We start from the raw sequence: 12,356 nt of genomic DNA on the forward strand, positions 1-12,356 counted from the left end.
ACTAGGGCGGGTGAGTACTTTGCGCATTTTTGATACCGCCACCCGCAGCCAACGTGAGTTCGAGCCGGTTCGTCCCGGCCACGCGTCGATCTACCTGTGTGGTGCTACCCCGCAGTCGCAGCCGCACATTGGGCACCTGCGCTCCGGCGTTGCCTTTGACATCCTGCGCCGCTGGCTACTTGCGCAGGGCTATGACGTGGCCTTGGTGCGCAACGTGACTGATATCGATGACAAGATCCTCACCAAGGCCGCTGAGAATAACCGCCCCTGGTGGGAGTGGGTATCCACCTATGAGCGCGAGTTCACCAAGGCCTATAACACCCTGGGTGTTCTGCCCCCTTCCGTGGAGCCGCGCGCGACGGGCTTCGTCACCCAGATGGTGGAGTACATGCAGCGGCTTATCGACGCCGGCTTCGCGTATTCCGTGCCTGGCGAAGACGGTGCTGGTTCCGTCTACTTTGATGTCGCCGCGTGGAATGCCACGGAAGGCTCGGACTATGGCGCGTTGTCTGGCAACCGCGTCGAGGATATGGAGCAGGGCGAGTCGGATGCCGTGGGCAAGCGCAGCCCGCAGGACTTCGCGCTGTGGAAGGCGGCTAAGGCGGGCGAACCGTCCTGGCCCACACCGTGGGGCAAGGGCCGCCCGGGCTGGCACCTGGAATGCTCCGCCATGTCCACCTACTACCTAGGCGGCGAGTTCGATATCCACTGCGGTGGCTTGGACCTGCAGTTCCCGCACCACGAAAATGAGATCGCGCAGTCCCATGCGGCGGGCGATAAGTTCGCCAACTACTGGATGCACAACCACTGGGTCACCATGGCCGGCGAGAAGATGTCGAAGTCCTTGGGCAACGTGCTCTCCATTGCCAACATGTTGGAGATCGTCCGCCCGGTGGAGCTGCGCTACTACCTGGGCTCCGCGCATTACCGTTCGGTCCTCGAATACTCCGAGGCAGCGCTGACCGAAGCTGCGGCCGGCTACCGCCGCATCGAGGACTTCGTGGGCAAGTTTGAAAACGTAGAAAAGGGCGAGTGGACCCCGGCTTTCGAAGAGGCGATGAACGATGACATCGCTGTGCCGAAGGCGCTGGCGGAAATCCACACCACCGTGCGCGCGGGTAATAAGGCGCTCAGTGAAGGCAACCGGGAGGAAGCCGAGCGCCTCGCCGGGGCGGTGCGCGCCATGGCCGCGGTTCTTGGCTTTGATCCCTTGGATGAACAGTGGAAAGATAGTGGCGAAGAGAGCGGCGCTGATGCAGCACTGGACGTCCTCGTCCGTGCCGAACTGGAGCGTCGCACCACCGCCCGCGCAGAAAAGGACTGGGCTACTGCGGACGCCGTGCGCGACCGCCTTGCAGCCGCGGGTATTACCATCACCGACACCGCCGACGGCCCCACCTGGTCCCTGGCGGATTAACGTCCTCTGCATACGCAGAGGACAACAAAGGAGAAGAATTATGGCACGTACCCATGGCCGCGGCGGCGCAGGTATCCGCAAGACGAATAAGAAGGGTGCCACGAAGGGCTCTGGTGGCCAGCGCCGCAAGGGCCTAGCTGGCAAGGGTCCCACGCCTAAGGCAGAGGACCGCGTCTACCACGCCAAGCACAAGGCGAAACTGGAGCGCGAGCGCCGCAATTCGGGCCGCCACCAGAAGGAGACCGCGGAGATGGTCGTTGGCCGCAACCCGGTCATCGAGTGCCTGCACGCCAAGGTGCCTGCTACCTCCCTTTACATCGTGCAGGGCACGCGTAATGACGCTCGCCTTTCCGAGGCGGTAGCCATGTGCAATACCCGCAACATCCCGATTCTTGAGGTCCAGCGCCACGAGATGGACCGCATGACCGGCAACGGTATGCACCAGGGCATTGGCCTGCAGATCCCGCCGTACAAGTATGCCGACGTCCATGACCTGATGGATCGGGCACGCGATGCTCAGGAACCGGGCATGTTCGTCATCCTCGATAACATCACTGACCCGCGCAACCTCGGCGCGGTCATCCGCTCCGTCGCGGCCTTCGGCGGCCACGGCGTTATCATCCCAGAGCGCCGCTCCGCCTCCGTTACTGCCGTGGCCTGGCGTACCTCTGCCGGCACTGCTGCGCGCCTGCCGGTGGCTCGCGTGACCAACGTGACCCGCACGGTTCAGGACTTCCAGAAGGCCGGCTATCAGGTTGTCGGCCTGGATGCCGGAGGCGAGCACACGCTCGACACCTACAACGGTGGCACCGACCCCGTTGTCATCGTCATCGGCTCTGAGGGCAAAGGCATTTCGCGCCTCGTCCGCGAGAACTGCGATGCCATCATGTCCATCCCCATGACGGACTGGGTCGAATCCCTCAACGCCTCCGTGGCAGCGGGCGCGGTTCTTTCGGAGTTCGCCCGCCAGCGTCGCGCGCGCGGCGCTTAAGGCGCCGCGTCCACACGGCACTGGCCTACCTGCCAAACTTCTCCGCGCTGATTCAAGATCTGGCCGGAACTTTGGCAACAAGGGCAGTTGTGGCCGTGTTTGGACTCTGCGGCTAAGAAACGCGGGCGAAGAAGCCCTCGACGACATCGGCTGCCAGAAAGGCGTCGGTGTTGGGGCCGAGGCGTGCATCAAGCTGGTTGCCGGACGGGATGACGTGTCCGGTGCCCTCCATCGTCCACAGCACCACGGGGTTCTCGCCCGCCCACGTCCTTGTGGTCACTGCCTCGTAAGGGTGGGTCACCTGAGGCTCTCCAGTTAGGCCATTGAGCTGTGCCAAGCGCGCGGCCGTCCACGGCGCTGAGGTCACCTTGCCGCGCGTGCGGGTCGCATCCAGCCCGGCCACGCCGCCCTCATAGGGAGCAAGCGGATCGGCAGTGCCGTGCATGAGTAGGACCGGGGTGGGCAGGTAGGCCGAGTCCGGGTTGCTCGGCGCGTGGTTAGCGCCGGAGCCCAGGGTGGAGGCGAAGACGCAGGCGGCGTCGAGGAGCCCGGGGGCGTCGAAAAGCAGGCGCAGCACCATCTGCCCACCGTTGGAGTAGCCACAGGCAAACGTGCGCTGTGTGCCGTAGCGCTGCTGGGCCAGCTCCACCAGGGCGCGGGCAAAGGCGACGTCGTCGACGCCGAGCTCCCGGGCCTTGACCGGCAAGGTGCCGCGGGCATCGTTGAAGTGGCGGTCCACGCCCTCCGGATAGATGATGACGCGGCCGGTGCGCTGGGCCATTTCATCGAAGGTATTGGCCGTAAACCGGCGGAGCACGCTGCCGGATTGCAGCGAACCGTGGAAGAAGAGGATTAGATCCCCGCCTGGCTCAGCGGGCTCCACGGTGATGAAGGTGCGGGTGCGGCCATCGAGTTCCAGGGATTCTTTCACGGGCAGACAGTTTAGTCGGTGTGTGCGCAGCGCTCATCGTGGGTGCTCGTGTGGTGTTCTTCGCCAACGGCCTTGTGCTCGCGGTGGAAGCGTGCGGCGGCGATGTCATCGCGCACGGCGGTGCGCCCGCGCTGCCAGCCGATGAACCGGCACACCAGGTAGATGATGAAAGAAATCGTGGTTACAAAGACCGATACCGGCAGGCCGGGCGCTAGGGAGAGCAGGAAGCCGCCCACGGCGGAGACTTCCGCGAAGATGGTGGACCACACCACCGCGCGCAGCGGGGAGGAAGTTACCTGCACCGCCGCGGCACCCGGGGTGATGAGCAGCGCCATGACCAACAGCGAGCCGACAATCTGCACCGACTGCGCGGCCGTCAGACCCACGAGGATGGCGAAACCCACCGCGAGCCACCTGACCGGCAGGCCGGCCGCCTGGGCCATGACGGGGTCCGCGGAGGCGAAAAGCAGCGGGCGCCAGAAGAGCACCACGACAGCAACCACGATGGCGGTCGTGGCGGCGAGCAGCCACACCGAGGCGGAGGACACACCGACGATCTGGCCAGTGAGCAGCGTCATCGCGGTCTTGGCGTTGCCGGGGTAGAGGTGCAGGAACAAAACCGAGAGTCCCAGGCCGAAACTCATGACCACGCCGATAGCGCTGTCTTGTTGGCCTTTCAGTCCCAGCACCGCCAGGATGATGGCGGCGACGATGGCGCCAGCAATCGCGCCAAAGCCGATGTTGAGGCCGAAGAGCAAAGCTGCGGCCGCGCCCATGAGCGCGAGCTCAGAGGTGGCGTGCACGGAGAAGGACATTTGGCGCAGGACGATGAGCGAGGTCATCACTCCGGACAGGATTCCGAGCAGGGCGCAGGCGATGAGCGAGGATTGCACGAAGTCAACACCCAGCAGGTACTGGGTATCTTCGATGAACTTAGACAACGATGAGCCTCCCATCGACGTTGAGGACGGTCACGGAGGAGCCATAGAGTTCCGAGAGCACCTCAGAGCGCATGACTTCATCGACCGTGCCGAAGATGTGGCCATTGGGCGCGAGGTAGAGCACCTTGTCCACCACGCCTAGTACCGGGTTGATGCCGTGGGTAACGAAGAGCACGGAGGTGCCGCGCTCGTGGCGCCACGCATTGAGCTTCTCGACGGTCGCCTGCTGCCGCGCCGGGTCCAAGGACAAGAGCGGCTCGTCCGCGAGGATGAGCTCTGGGTCGTTGGCTAGGGCCTGGGCTTGGCGGATGAGCTGTTGCTGCCCGCCCGAGAGCTGGCCCACGCGGCGGTCAGCGATGCCGGTGGCACCGACTTCGGCGAGGAGCTCGTCCACGCGCCCCCGGGCAGGACGTCGGTTGCGCAGCGTGCCATGCGCCAGGGACAGCGACACGAGGTCTCGGGCGCGCAGGGGCAGGTCCTGAGGGAACATCCTTTGCTGCGGGATAAAGCCCACACGGCAGTTGATATCTACGCTGCCCGCGGTGAGCTGGCGGGTACCCAAGATAGTGCCGAGGAGCGTGGATTTGCCCACGCCGTTGGGGCCTAAAACGGCGATGAACTCGCCGCGGTCTACGGCGAGGTTCATGTCCGACCACAGCGGTTCTACTGCGGCGTTCTTAAAAGAGATGAGCACTTACACAGCCTCGAGTGCGTTGACGACTTCCTCGTAGTAGTCGAGGAAGTTGGTCCCCTCCGGCGGGGTTTCACCAATCTCTACCACCGGGATGTTCTTATCCTCGGCGGCGGCGCGGATGCGCTTGGTCATGTCGGTTTCGGTCTGTGGGTTAAAGATGAGCAGGTCGATCTTGTCCTGCTTGATGTCCTCAAGGAAGCGGGCCAAATCGGCGGCGGTGGGCTCGCCCTCAGCGACGGTGGCCTTGCGGTAGCCCTCCGGGGTGGCGTCGGTGCTGTCGGTGTACTTGAAGATGTAGTCCGCGATGGGCTCGGTCTGCGCGTAGTTGCGCTGCGGGAGCTTCTCGATGCGTGCCTTCAGGCCCTCCACGCGCTCGACTAGCGGATCGGCGGTGGCCTTAGCCTCTGGGTTGGTCTCGTTAACGAGCTCGGCCACTTCGGTCGCCACCTTCTCGATGGCTGCGGCGTCGTACCACACGTGCTCGTTGCCATCGATGTTGGTGACCTGCTCGGGGTGCTCGGCGGCGATCTTCTTGGCCTCGTCCATGGTCACGGTGTCGCCTTCGTGAGCGTGGTCATGGTCATGCCCGTGTTCGTGCGCATGGTCATGCGCACGCTCGTCATGGTCGTGCGCATGGTCGTGCCCTTCTTCATGATCATGCTCGTGTTCCTCGCCATGATCATGCTCGTCATGGTCATGGCCACCATGATCGTGAGCGGTAAGCGGGAGCGCGTGAATGATCTGGTCCTGGTTCTTGACGGCCTGGTAAAGCCAGGCGTCGTAACCGCCGCCACCGGCGATGATGACGTCAGCCTCGTTGGCGCGGGCGATGTCCGCGGCGGTGGGCTCGAAGTGGTGTGGATCCACGCTGTTGCCGCTCACGATGGGGTGAACGTCGATGTTCACGTCGGTCTGCGCGGTGTTGACGACCGCCTGGGCCACATCAGCCCAGATGGAGGTCGAGGCGACGACCTGAATGGTCTCCTTGTCGGAACCGGCATCCGAGCCGCCATCGGCGTTATCGCCGCTGGAAGAACAGGCGGTGAGCGAAGCGGCGCCCAGGGTGGCTGCGAAGAGGAGAGCGGTGGGACGTCGGAAAGCACGGCGTGAGAGGGAAGTGGTCATGCCCCTATTTCTACGTTTAGTGAAAATTGTTGTCAAATGATAATGAGTTGAAAAAGGGTAATGTTGCCGTCATGTCCAAACGCAGCACGACGCTGGCCTCCCTAGCGGCCGAACTTGGGGTTTCGCCCACCACGGTGTCCAACGCGTACAACCGGCCGGACCAGCTGGCGCCTGCCACCCGCGAGCGCATCCTCGCCGCCGCGGCTGAGCGTGGATACACAGGCCCGGATCCCACCGCACGCAGCTTGCGCACGCGCCGCCAAGGTTCACTGGGTGTTCTGCTCACCGAGCACCTTTCCTATGCCTTCGAGGACATGGCTTCTGTGGACTTCCTCGCCGGCATGGCGGAGGCCTCGGCGGGGGCGAGCACGACGTTGACTCTCATCCCTGCCGGGCCGGATACCGCCGGCGCGCCCAACGACGCCCAGGCAGCGCAGCTCGTAGGTTCGGCTGCCGTCGACGGTTTCGTGGTCTATTCCGTGGCGGCGGGTGATGCTTACCTCGACGCCGTGCAGCGCCGTGGCCTGCCGGTGGTGGTGTGTGACCAGCCCACGGATTCGGGCCTGCCCTTCGTGGGCATCGATGACCGCGCCGCGATTGCCCCGGCGGCGCAGGCACTTGTCGACGCCTCCCATACCCGCATCGGTATCCTTGCCATCCGACTACACCGCGAACGCCTCGACGGCGAAGTGACGGCCGCACAACTGGCCGCGGCGGACATGCACGTGCAGCGCTCACGTGTATTGGGTGCGCTCGATGTTTTTGCAGACGCGGGACTCGATCCTGCAGACATCCCCGTGGTGACGCGACACATCAACGATTCGCGTACGGCTTACGCGGCCGCGGAGGAGCTGCTGACTAAGTACCCGGATCTCACCGCGGTGTTGTGCACGACGGATTCGATGGCGCTCGGGGTTATGGCTTATGCGCGCGATCATGGAATCGCGGTTCCCGAGCAGCTCTCCGTCACCGGCTTCGATGGCATCGCGCCGGCCCTGGCGCTGGGCCTGAGCACCGTCGTGCAGCCGAACAAGGAAAAGGGGGCGGCGGCGGGGCGCATGCTGGCCAGCCTCATCGAGGGGCGCGGCGAGGTGCCGCGCGTGTTGTTGGAGACCACCTTCCGCCCGGGGCGCACCGTGGCGCCGGTCGGGGCTTAAGAGCTGTGCTGCGCGCGAGCGGCGGCGAGTTCTTCGAGGAACTCTGTCACCGCCGCGATATCGGGCACGCGCAGCGCCGCCTGCGTTGCGCCCTCACCAACCTTGACACCGAGGTCCGGCGGCTGATTGAGCGCGGCGAAGCCGTCTTCGTCGGTGGTGTCATCCCCTAAAAAGACCACCGCTGTGGCCCCGACGCGGTGACGAAGCTTGTCAATCCACGTGCCCTTCGTGGCCTGCGTTGCGGAGAACTCGACGACGCACTTGCCCGCAGTCTTGGGGAAACCATCGGCGCTTAAGGCCTCGCCTTCCGCATAAGCAGCAGCGGCGGCGTCCGGGTCTTGCAACTCCAGCGCCCGCAGGTGCAGCACCCGCTGGAAAGGTTTGATCTCCAGCTCCGCGCCGGGGTGGCGGGCGATAATCTCCTTGATTTCCGCTTCCTTCTTGGCCAAGTAGGCTTCCATCTCCGGGGTGAGCGCGGATTCTTCCCACGAGGATTCGGCCCCATGCGAGCCACCAAAAAGCACCGGCTCGCGCAGCGGGCATACTCGCATCAGGCCATCGAGGTGGCGCCCAGAGAGCACTGCCGCGGTGGTGTTAGGTAGTTGCGCCAAGGCAGCGAGAGCATCCAGCGAGCGCTGCTCGGGGCGCACTGCGTAGGCGTTGCGCGCGAAGCCGGCCAAGGTGCCATCGAAGTCGGAAACAACCGCTAAATGTTCGGCGGCGGCGAGAGCATCAATCATGCTCCCCACCCTAGCGCTGAAACTTCGGAGCTATAGCGCGGCCATGCGGATAATCGGTGAATCCACCTTGTCGGTGCGCAGCGTCAACACGAGTTGGTTGTTGGGGTTGAGCGCGAAGTCGAACTCATGGCCTTCGGCGATGAGGTTGCGCATCAGCGAATCAGCCCATTGCATCGAGCCCTCGCAGTCGCCGCTTCGCGGTGGGCTTTCATAGGTGGCTTTCTCCACCCGCATGATATCGCCCTCCCAGATCGTGGAGGTTTTGTCATCCTTGTGGAAGGACACCTCAGCGGTAAACGGTACGCAGCCAGTTGAGCCCACCGCGGTGTGCTCACCGAAGCTCATATGGGGCACGTGTGCAGTATCGGCAGGGAGGGAGGAAGGAGCGTCCGGTGAGGTGTAGAGGTTGATGACCTGCCAATCCTTGCCCACGATGCGGTCATCGCCGCGCGGGGCAGGTTCCTCCTCAGCGGAGCTGCATCCAGCTAGGCCAAGCGCAAGCAGCACAGTACTGAGCACAGCGGTGAGCCGGCGCCGCATCATGCTTCCTCCTGGTCCAAAGCGCCGAGGAAGGACTGCGACCACAGCGCGATATCGTGCTGACACACCTGCTCGTTCATAGCAATCATGCGCTCGCGCATGGTCTCGGGGAATTCCTCCAGTGCTTTGACCGCGGAGAGTAGGGCGCGCTTGATGGATTCGATGTCGAAGGGGTTGCACAGGTTGGCTTGGGTAAGCTCTGCTGCCGCGCCCGCAAACTCGGAGAGCACGAGTGCACCTGTGCCGTCGCCGTGGGAGGCCACGTATTCCTTGGCCACTAGGTTCATGCCGTCCTTAAATGGCGTGACCAGCATGATGTCCGCGAGCCGGTAATAACGCCGCAGGACGTCCTTCGGTACGGAACTGTGCTGGTAATGCACCACCGGCGCGCCGAGGCGCCCAAAGCGGCCATTGATGCGGCCCACGGCCTCCTCCACCTTTGAACGCGTGGCGCGGTAATGGTCGATGCGTTCGCGCGAAGGAGTAGCCAGCTGGACGAAGGTTACCTCGTGTGGGTCCAGCGCACCGGTCTCGAGGAGCTCCTCGAAGGCGGTGAGGCGCTGCAGGATCCCCTTCGTGTAATCCAGGCGGTCCACACCCAAAATGACGTGCTTGGGGTTCCCCAGCTCAGCGCGCAGCTGGGCGACGTCCCCCGCATCGCCACCGTCAGCGAATTCACCCGCCGCAATAGAAATGGGGAAAGCGCCTACCCCGACAGAATGCCCGCTACCGGTCACGATGCGAGCGGTGACCGCGCGGGTGCTGACCTCCCCTTCTACGTCCAGCCCTTGGGTGCGGGCCAGCTCCAAGAAATTGCGGGCGTTGGATTCGAGGTGGAAGCCGATCAGGTTGGCGTCGAGAAGCCCCCGCACCAACTCCTCACGCCACGGCAACTGGCGGAAGAGATCCGGGGAGGGGAAGGGAATGTGCAGGAAGAATCCAATGGTGAGGTCGGGGCGTAGCTGGCGCAGGATGCCGGGGACGAGCTGGAGCTGATAGTCCTGCACCCACACCGTGGCATTCTCTGCGGCGACGGCTGCTACCTCGTTGGCAAAACGCAGGTTGACCTCGCGGTAGGCATCCCACCAGTCGCGGTTGTAGACGGGGGTGACGATGAGGTCGTGGTAGAGCGGCCACAGGGTGGCGTTGGAAAAGCCCTCATAGAAGGCCTCAAAATCCTCCTGTGTCAGGCGCACCGGGTGAAGGAGGACACCGTTATCCGTGGTGAAGGGCTCGGGAGCTTCGTCGGCTACGCCCGGCCATCCCACCCAGCAGCCCTGGTGTTCTTCCAAGACCGGGGAGAGCGCGGTGACGAGGCCGCCGGGGGATGCCTTCCACTCGCGGGTGCCATCGGCGGCGGTCTCGAGGTCCACCGGCAGGCGATTGGCAACGACGACGAAGCTATTGGTGCGCCCGGACATAGCTAGGCCTTCTTTGCGGCCTTTTTAGTTGCCTTCTTCGTGGCCTTCTTAGTTGTCTTCTTGGTGGCTTTCTTCGTGGCCTTCTTAGTCGTCTTCTTCGTGGATTTCTTAGAAGCCTTCTTCGTGGCCTTCTTGCTGCTCTTCTTGGGGGCAGCATCGGCTTGCTCGGCCAGCACCTTGCGGTGGACCAAGCCTTCTGGCTCGACGCCCAGCATCGACATGAGGGTCACGCCGTCGAGGAAATCCTCCGCATAGGTGGCGACAACGCGGCGCGCGGAGCGGGCGGTCTCCTCCTCTACTGCGTGAGTCTGGTCAGCCGCGGGCTGGGTATCTGTGACCTTTGGTGGCACGGAGTCCTCCTGGGATGAAGTATGAAAGCTTTCAGACCGGCTATTCTACGCTATTGCGACTTCGTTGGGGCGCTCGGGTCATCTTTGCCGGGCACCGTGTAGGTGGGGCGCTGCGCCGGAAATTGCGTGGTAACGGGCCACATGTCCGTGATGGCATCGCCCTGCTGGAAGCGCGCCTGCTGTGCGGGCGTCGGTGGTTTGGGCCCATATTGCGGCGGCGGGGCCGGCAGATTGTGGCGCGGGGCGAAGGGAGACAGGGGTACGCGGGGAATGCGGGCGCGCTGCGCCAGGCGGGTGGCGCGCGCGAAGGAGAACGTGCCTAGGCGCTTGAAGGCGGTGTAGGGGCGGAAGTACTGCGGGCGGCGCAGGCGGCGGGCGACTCGCTCGCCGAAGACGACGCCGGCGGCAAGTGCACCGGCGATGGCGAGGGCGCTGGCCAGGTTGGTCAGGCCGGTGATGAGCTGCTCGTTGAGCATGGCGTACATGCCGCGGTACAACGTCAGGCCTGGAAGCATGGGCGTATAGCCCACGATCATAGTGATGAGTGGCGGCATCATGTAGCGACGGGAGAGTAGGCCGCCGGCCAAGCCCACCGCTGCGGCAGAAATGCCCGAGGCAATGACGGCCCCGACGCCCAAGAAGACGACGAGGAAGTAGTAGAACACCATACCGGCGGCGGCCGTGAGACCGGAGATGGTGACCTCGGACCAGGAGGCTCCCAGCGCCAGCGCAAAGGCGGCGGAGCCGATGCCGCCGCACAGTACGAGCAGTGGGATTTGGTGATAGACGGGCGGGGCGAGCGTGGCTAGTGGGGGAAGGCTAAAGCCCAACCACGACGCCACCTGGATACCCAGGCCCACGCCGGCGATGATGGCGCCGGTGGACATGAGAGCCTCAAAGAACTTCGCGGACGAGGTCACGGGTGCGCGGGTGATGCCGTCCACGAGGCACTGTACGAGCGTTAGTCCCGCCACCAGCACGACGATGCCGGAACCGATGATTTGGGAGGGTAGCATCTGGATGCCAAATCGCGCGAAAACGTTGTAGAGGATGGCCGCGGGAATGACGGCAAGCAGGCCGCCGACAAGGTTCTGATAGAACGGCGGCAGCCGGTAGCCGGCGAGGAACATATTCGTGCCCATGATGAGTGCCGAAATGAGGAAGGTGACAACACCGACGAGAAGGTCACCGCCCAGCATCACGGCGATGAATCCACCCATGGCACCCCACGCGCTGACGATGGTGGTCTTGGAATAGGGGTTCTTCATCGCATCGATGTCATCCAAGATCTTCTCCGCCATTGCCGGTGGCGTAGCACCGGAATGGATGGAGCGGATGAGCCTGTCAACGGCGGATAGTTTGGTGAAATCCACGGCGATGCTCGGCGCCACGCGGAAGACGTGGAGGTTGTGCCGATCCGGCCCTGTGCCGATGGCGGTGTGGATAGTGATGGTGTTCATCAGGATCGACACGTGGCAGTAGTGCAGGCCATAGGAGGATGCGACGAGGTGAATCTGTGCCTGCACGTCGGTATTGGCTGAGCCCGCTGCAATCAGGATTTCGCCGACGCGCGCGGCGATCTCCATGACGCCGGTGACCTGGGCCGGATCGGTGAGATCGACTGGGGCGAGCGGGGAGGGCGGCGGTGCGGCCTTAGCGGCGTCAATGGTGGCGACCGGAGCCGACCGGTACAGCAGGCGCTGGCGCAAGGAAGAAAGAACAGACACGGAAAAGAAAGACCTCAACAACACTTCTGGGTTCGGTAAGTCAGCACTTTAGTAACTGCCGCGGATTTATGCACCTGCCAGTGCTTTTCGGGCCCCTGACGGCCGCTTTTTCGCAGTGCAACCACCCTGGCTTTCCGTCCATGGGGTGGGCTCAGGTACGATTCCCCATAGCGGATGAGCCGCGGTGCTGGAGTGGCGCAATCGGTAGCGCAACGGTCTTGTAAACCGTAGGTTGCGAGTTCAAGTCTCGTCTCCAGCTCAAAAGGGCCTTTTTCAAGGCCCTTTCTCTGGCTTAAGGGACATTTCGTGTGGATTTGCGGCG

12 protein-coding genes and 1 tRNA gene are annotated in these 12,356 nt (G+C 63.9%); 4 read left to right on the plus strand and 9 right to left on the minus strand.

Going from position 1 to position 12,356, the window contains the following annotated elements; all coding sequences use genetic code 11:
- Nucleotides 1-10: 10 nt before the first annotated feature.
- Nucleotides 11-1,417 (plus strand): cysteine--tRNA ligase, encoded by a 1,407-nt coding sequence (cysS, locus tag HMPREF2526_RS05595; RefSeq protein ID WP_070546299.1) that lies wholly within the window; start codon nucleotides 11-13, stop codon nucleotides 1,415-1,417.
- Between the two features lie 40 nt (nucleotides 1,418-1,457).
- On the plus strand, nucleotides 1,458-2,408 hold the full coding sequence (gene rlmB / locus HMPREF2526_RS05600; RefSeq protein ID WP_070546301.1) for a 23S rRNA (guanosine(2251)-2'-O)-methyltransferase RlmB: 951 nt from the start codon (nucleotides 1,458-1,460) through the stop codon (nucleotides 2,406-2,408).
- A 112-nt stretch (nucleotides 2,409-2,520) separates the two neighbouring features.
- Here rlmB and HMPREF2526_RS05605 read toward each other — a convergent pair whose 3' ends face one another.
- Genes HMPREF2526_RS05605 through HMPREF2526_RS05620 form a run of 4 tightly spaced genes read right to left on the minus strand, consistent with a single transcriptional unit; the run spans nucleotide 2,521 to nucleotide 6,099 of the window.
- Entirely contained in the window at nucleotides 2,521-3,339 is an 819-nt protein-coding gene (locus HMPREF2526_RS05605; protein ID WP_232745222.1) for a CE1 family esterase, read from the minus strand.
- An 11-nt stretch (nucleotides 3,340-3,350) separates the two neighbouring features.
- Nucleotides 3,351-4,295, minus strand: coding sequence for a metal ABC transporter permease (locus tag HMPREF2526_RS05610; protein WP_210384394.1), 945 nt, complete (start codon nucleotides 4,293-4,295; stop codon nucleotides 3,351-3,353).
- Nucleotides 4,273-4,974: a metal ABC transporter ATP-binding protein gene (locus tag HMPREF2526_RS05615; RefSeq protein ID WP_049154738.1), complete on the minus strand. Its 702-nt coding sequence runs from the start codon at nucleotides 4,972-4,974 to the stop codon at nucleotides 4,273-4,275. Before HMPREF2526_RS05615 ends, HMPREF2526_RS05610 begins: the two co-directional genes overlap by 23 nt.
- Nucleotides 4,975-6,099 (minus strand): metal ABC transporter solute-binding protein, Zn/Mn family, encoded by a 1,125-nt coding sequence (locus HMPREF2526_RS05620; protein ID WP_070546305.1) that lies wholly within the window; start codon nucleotides 6,097-6,099, stop codon nucleotides 4,975-4,977. It abuts the gene before it with no gap.
- 71 nt (nucleotides 6,100-6,170) lie between these two features.
- On the opposite strand from HMPREF2526_RS05620, the gene HMPREF2526_RS05625 reads away from it, so the two are divergent.
- Nucleotides 6,171-7,256 carry a LacI family DNA-binding transcriptional regulator gene (locus tag HMPREF2526_RS05625; RefSeq protein ID WP_070511070.1) on the plus strand — a complete coding sequence of 362 codons (1,086 nt, stop codon included), beginning with the start codon at nucleotides 6,171-6,173 and terminating at the stop codon, nucleotides 7,254-7,256.
- On the opposite strand, the gene otsB is transcribed toward HMPREF2526_RS05625, so the two are convergent.
- From otsB to HMPREF2526_RS05650, 5 genes are read right to left on the minus strand one after another with little or no spacing between them, the layout of a single operon-like run.
- Nucleotides 7,253-7,996, minus strand: coding sequence for a trehalose-phosphatase (gene otsB / locus HMPREF2526_RS05630; protein WP_070511068.1), 744 nt, complete (start codon nucleotides 7,994-7,996; stop codon nucleotides 7,253-7,255). The genes HMPREF2526_RS05625 and otsB overlap by 4 nt on opposite strands.
- A gap of 30 nt (nucleotides 7,997-8,026) precedes the next feature.
- Entirely contained in the window at nucleotides 8,027-8,539 is a 513-nt protein-coding gene (locus HMPREF2526_RS05635; protein WP_046649275.1) for a hypothetical protein, read from the minus strand.
- Nucleotides 8,536-9,957 carry an alpha,alpha-trehalose-phosphate synthase (UDP-forming) gene (locus tag HMPREF2526_RS05640; protein WP_046649276.1) on the minus strand — a complete coding sequence of 474 codons (1,422 nt, stop codon included), beginning with the start codon at nucleotides 9,955-9,957 and terminating at the stop codon, nucleotides 8,536-8,538. Before HMPREF2526_RS05640 ends, HMPREF2526_RS05635 begins: the two co-directional genes overlap by 4 nt.
- A gap of 2 nt (nucleotides 9,958-9,959) precedes the next feature.
- Complete coding sequence (locus HMPREF2526_RS05645; RefSeq protein ID WP_046649277.1) at nucleotides 9,960-10,307, minus strand: hypothetical protein; 348 nt, start codon at nucleotides 10,305-10,307, stop codon at nucleotides 9,960-9,962.
- A 50-nt stretch (nucleotides 10,308-10,357) separates the two neighbouring features.
- Nucleotides 10,358-12,034, minus strand: a complete 1,677-nt coding sequence (locus tag HMPREF2526_RS05650) for a threonine/serine exporter ThrE (protein WP_046649278.1) — start codon at nucleotides 12,032-12,034, stop codon at nucleotides 10,358-10,360.
- A gap of 186 nt (nucleotides 12,035-12,220) precedes the next feature.
- Between HMPREF2526_RS05650 and HMPREF2526_RS05655 the strand changes: the two genes are divergently transcribed.
- Nucleotides 12,221-12,293: transfer RNA gene (locus HMPREF2526_RS05655), tRNA-Thr, on the plus strand.
- Nucleotides 12,294-12,356: the final 63 nt, after the last annotated feature.

Origin of the sequence: Corynebacterium sp. HMSC070E08, from assembly GCF_001808895.1 — a bacterium.
Lineage (GTDB): Bacteria > Actinomycetota > Actinomycetes > Mycobacteriales > Mycobacteriaceae > Corynebacterium > Corynebacterium hiratae.

Bases quoted from the DNA above. Each gene is read 5' to 3' on its own strand.
- rlmB (WP_070546301.1), top strand. From the start codon at position 1,458: ATGGCACGTACCCATGGCCGCGGCGGCGCAGGTATCCGCAAGACGAAT.
- HMPREF2526_RS05610 (WP_210384394.1), bottom strand. From the start codon at position 4,295: ATGGGAGGCTCATCGTTGTCTAAGTTCATCGAAGATACCCAGTACCTG.
- HMPREF2526_RS05620 (WP_070546305.1), bottom strand. From the start codon at position 6,099: ATGACCACTTCCCTCTCACGCCGTGCTTTCCGACGTCCCACCGCTCTC.
- HMPREF2526_RS05625 (WP_070511070.1), top strand. From the start codon at position 6,171: ATGTCCAAACGCAGCACGACGCTGGCCTCCCTAGCGGCCGAACTTGGG.
- otsB (WP_070511068.1), bottom strand. From the start codon at position 7,996: ATGATTGATGCTCTCGCCGCCGCCGAACATTTAGCGGTTGTTTCCGAC.
- HMPREF2526_RS05635 (WP_046649275.1), bottom strand. From the start codon at position 8,539: ATGATGCGGCGCCGGCTCACCGCTGTGCTCAGTACTGTGCTGCTTGCG.
- HMPREF2526_RS05640 (WP_046649276.1), bottom strand. From the start codon at position 9,957: ATGTCCGGGCGCACCAATAGCTTCGTCGTCGTTGCCAATCGCCTGCCG.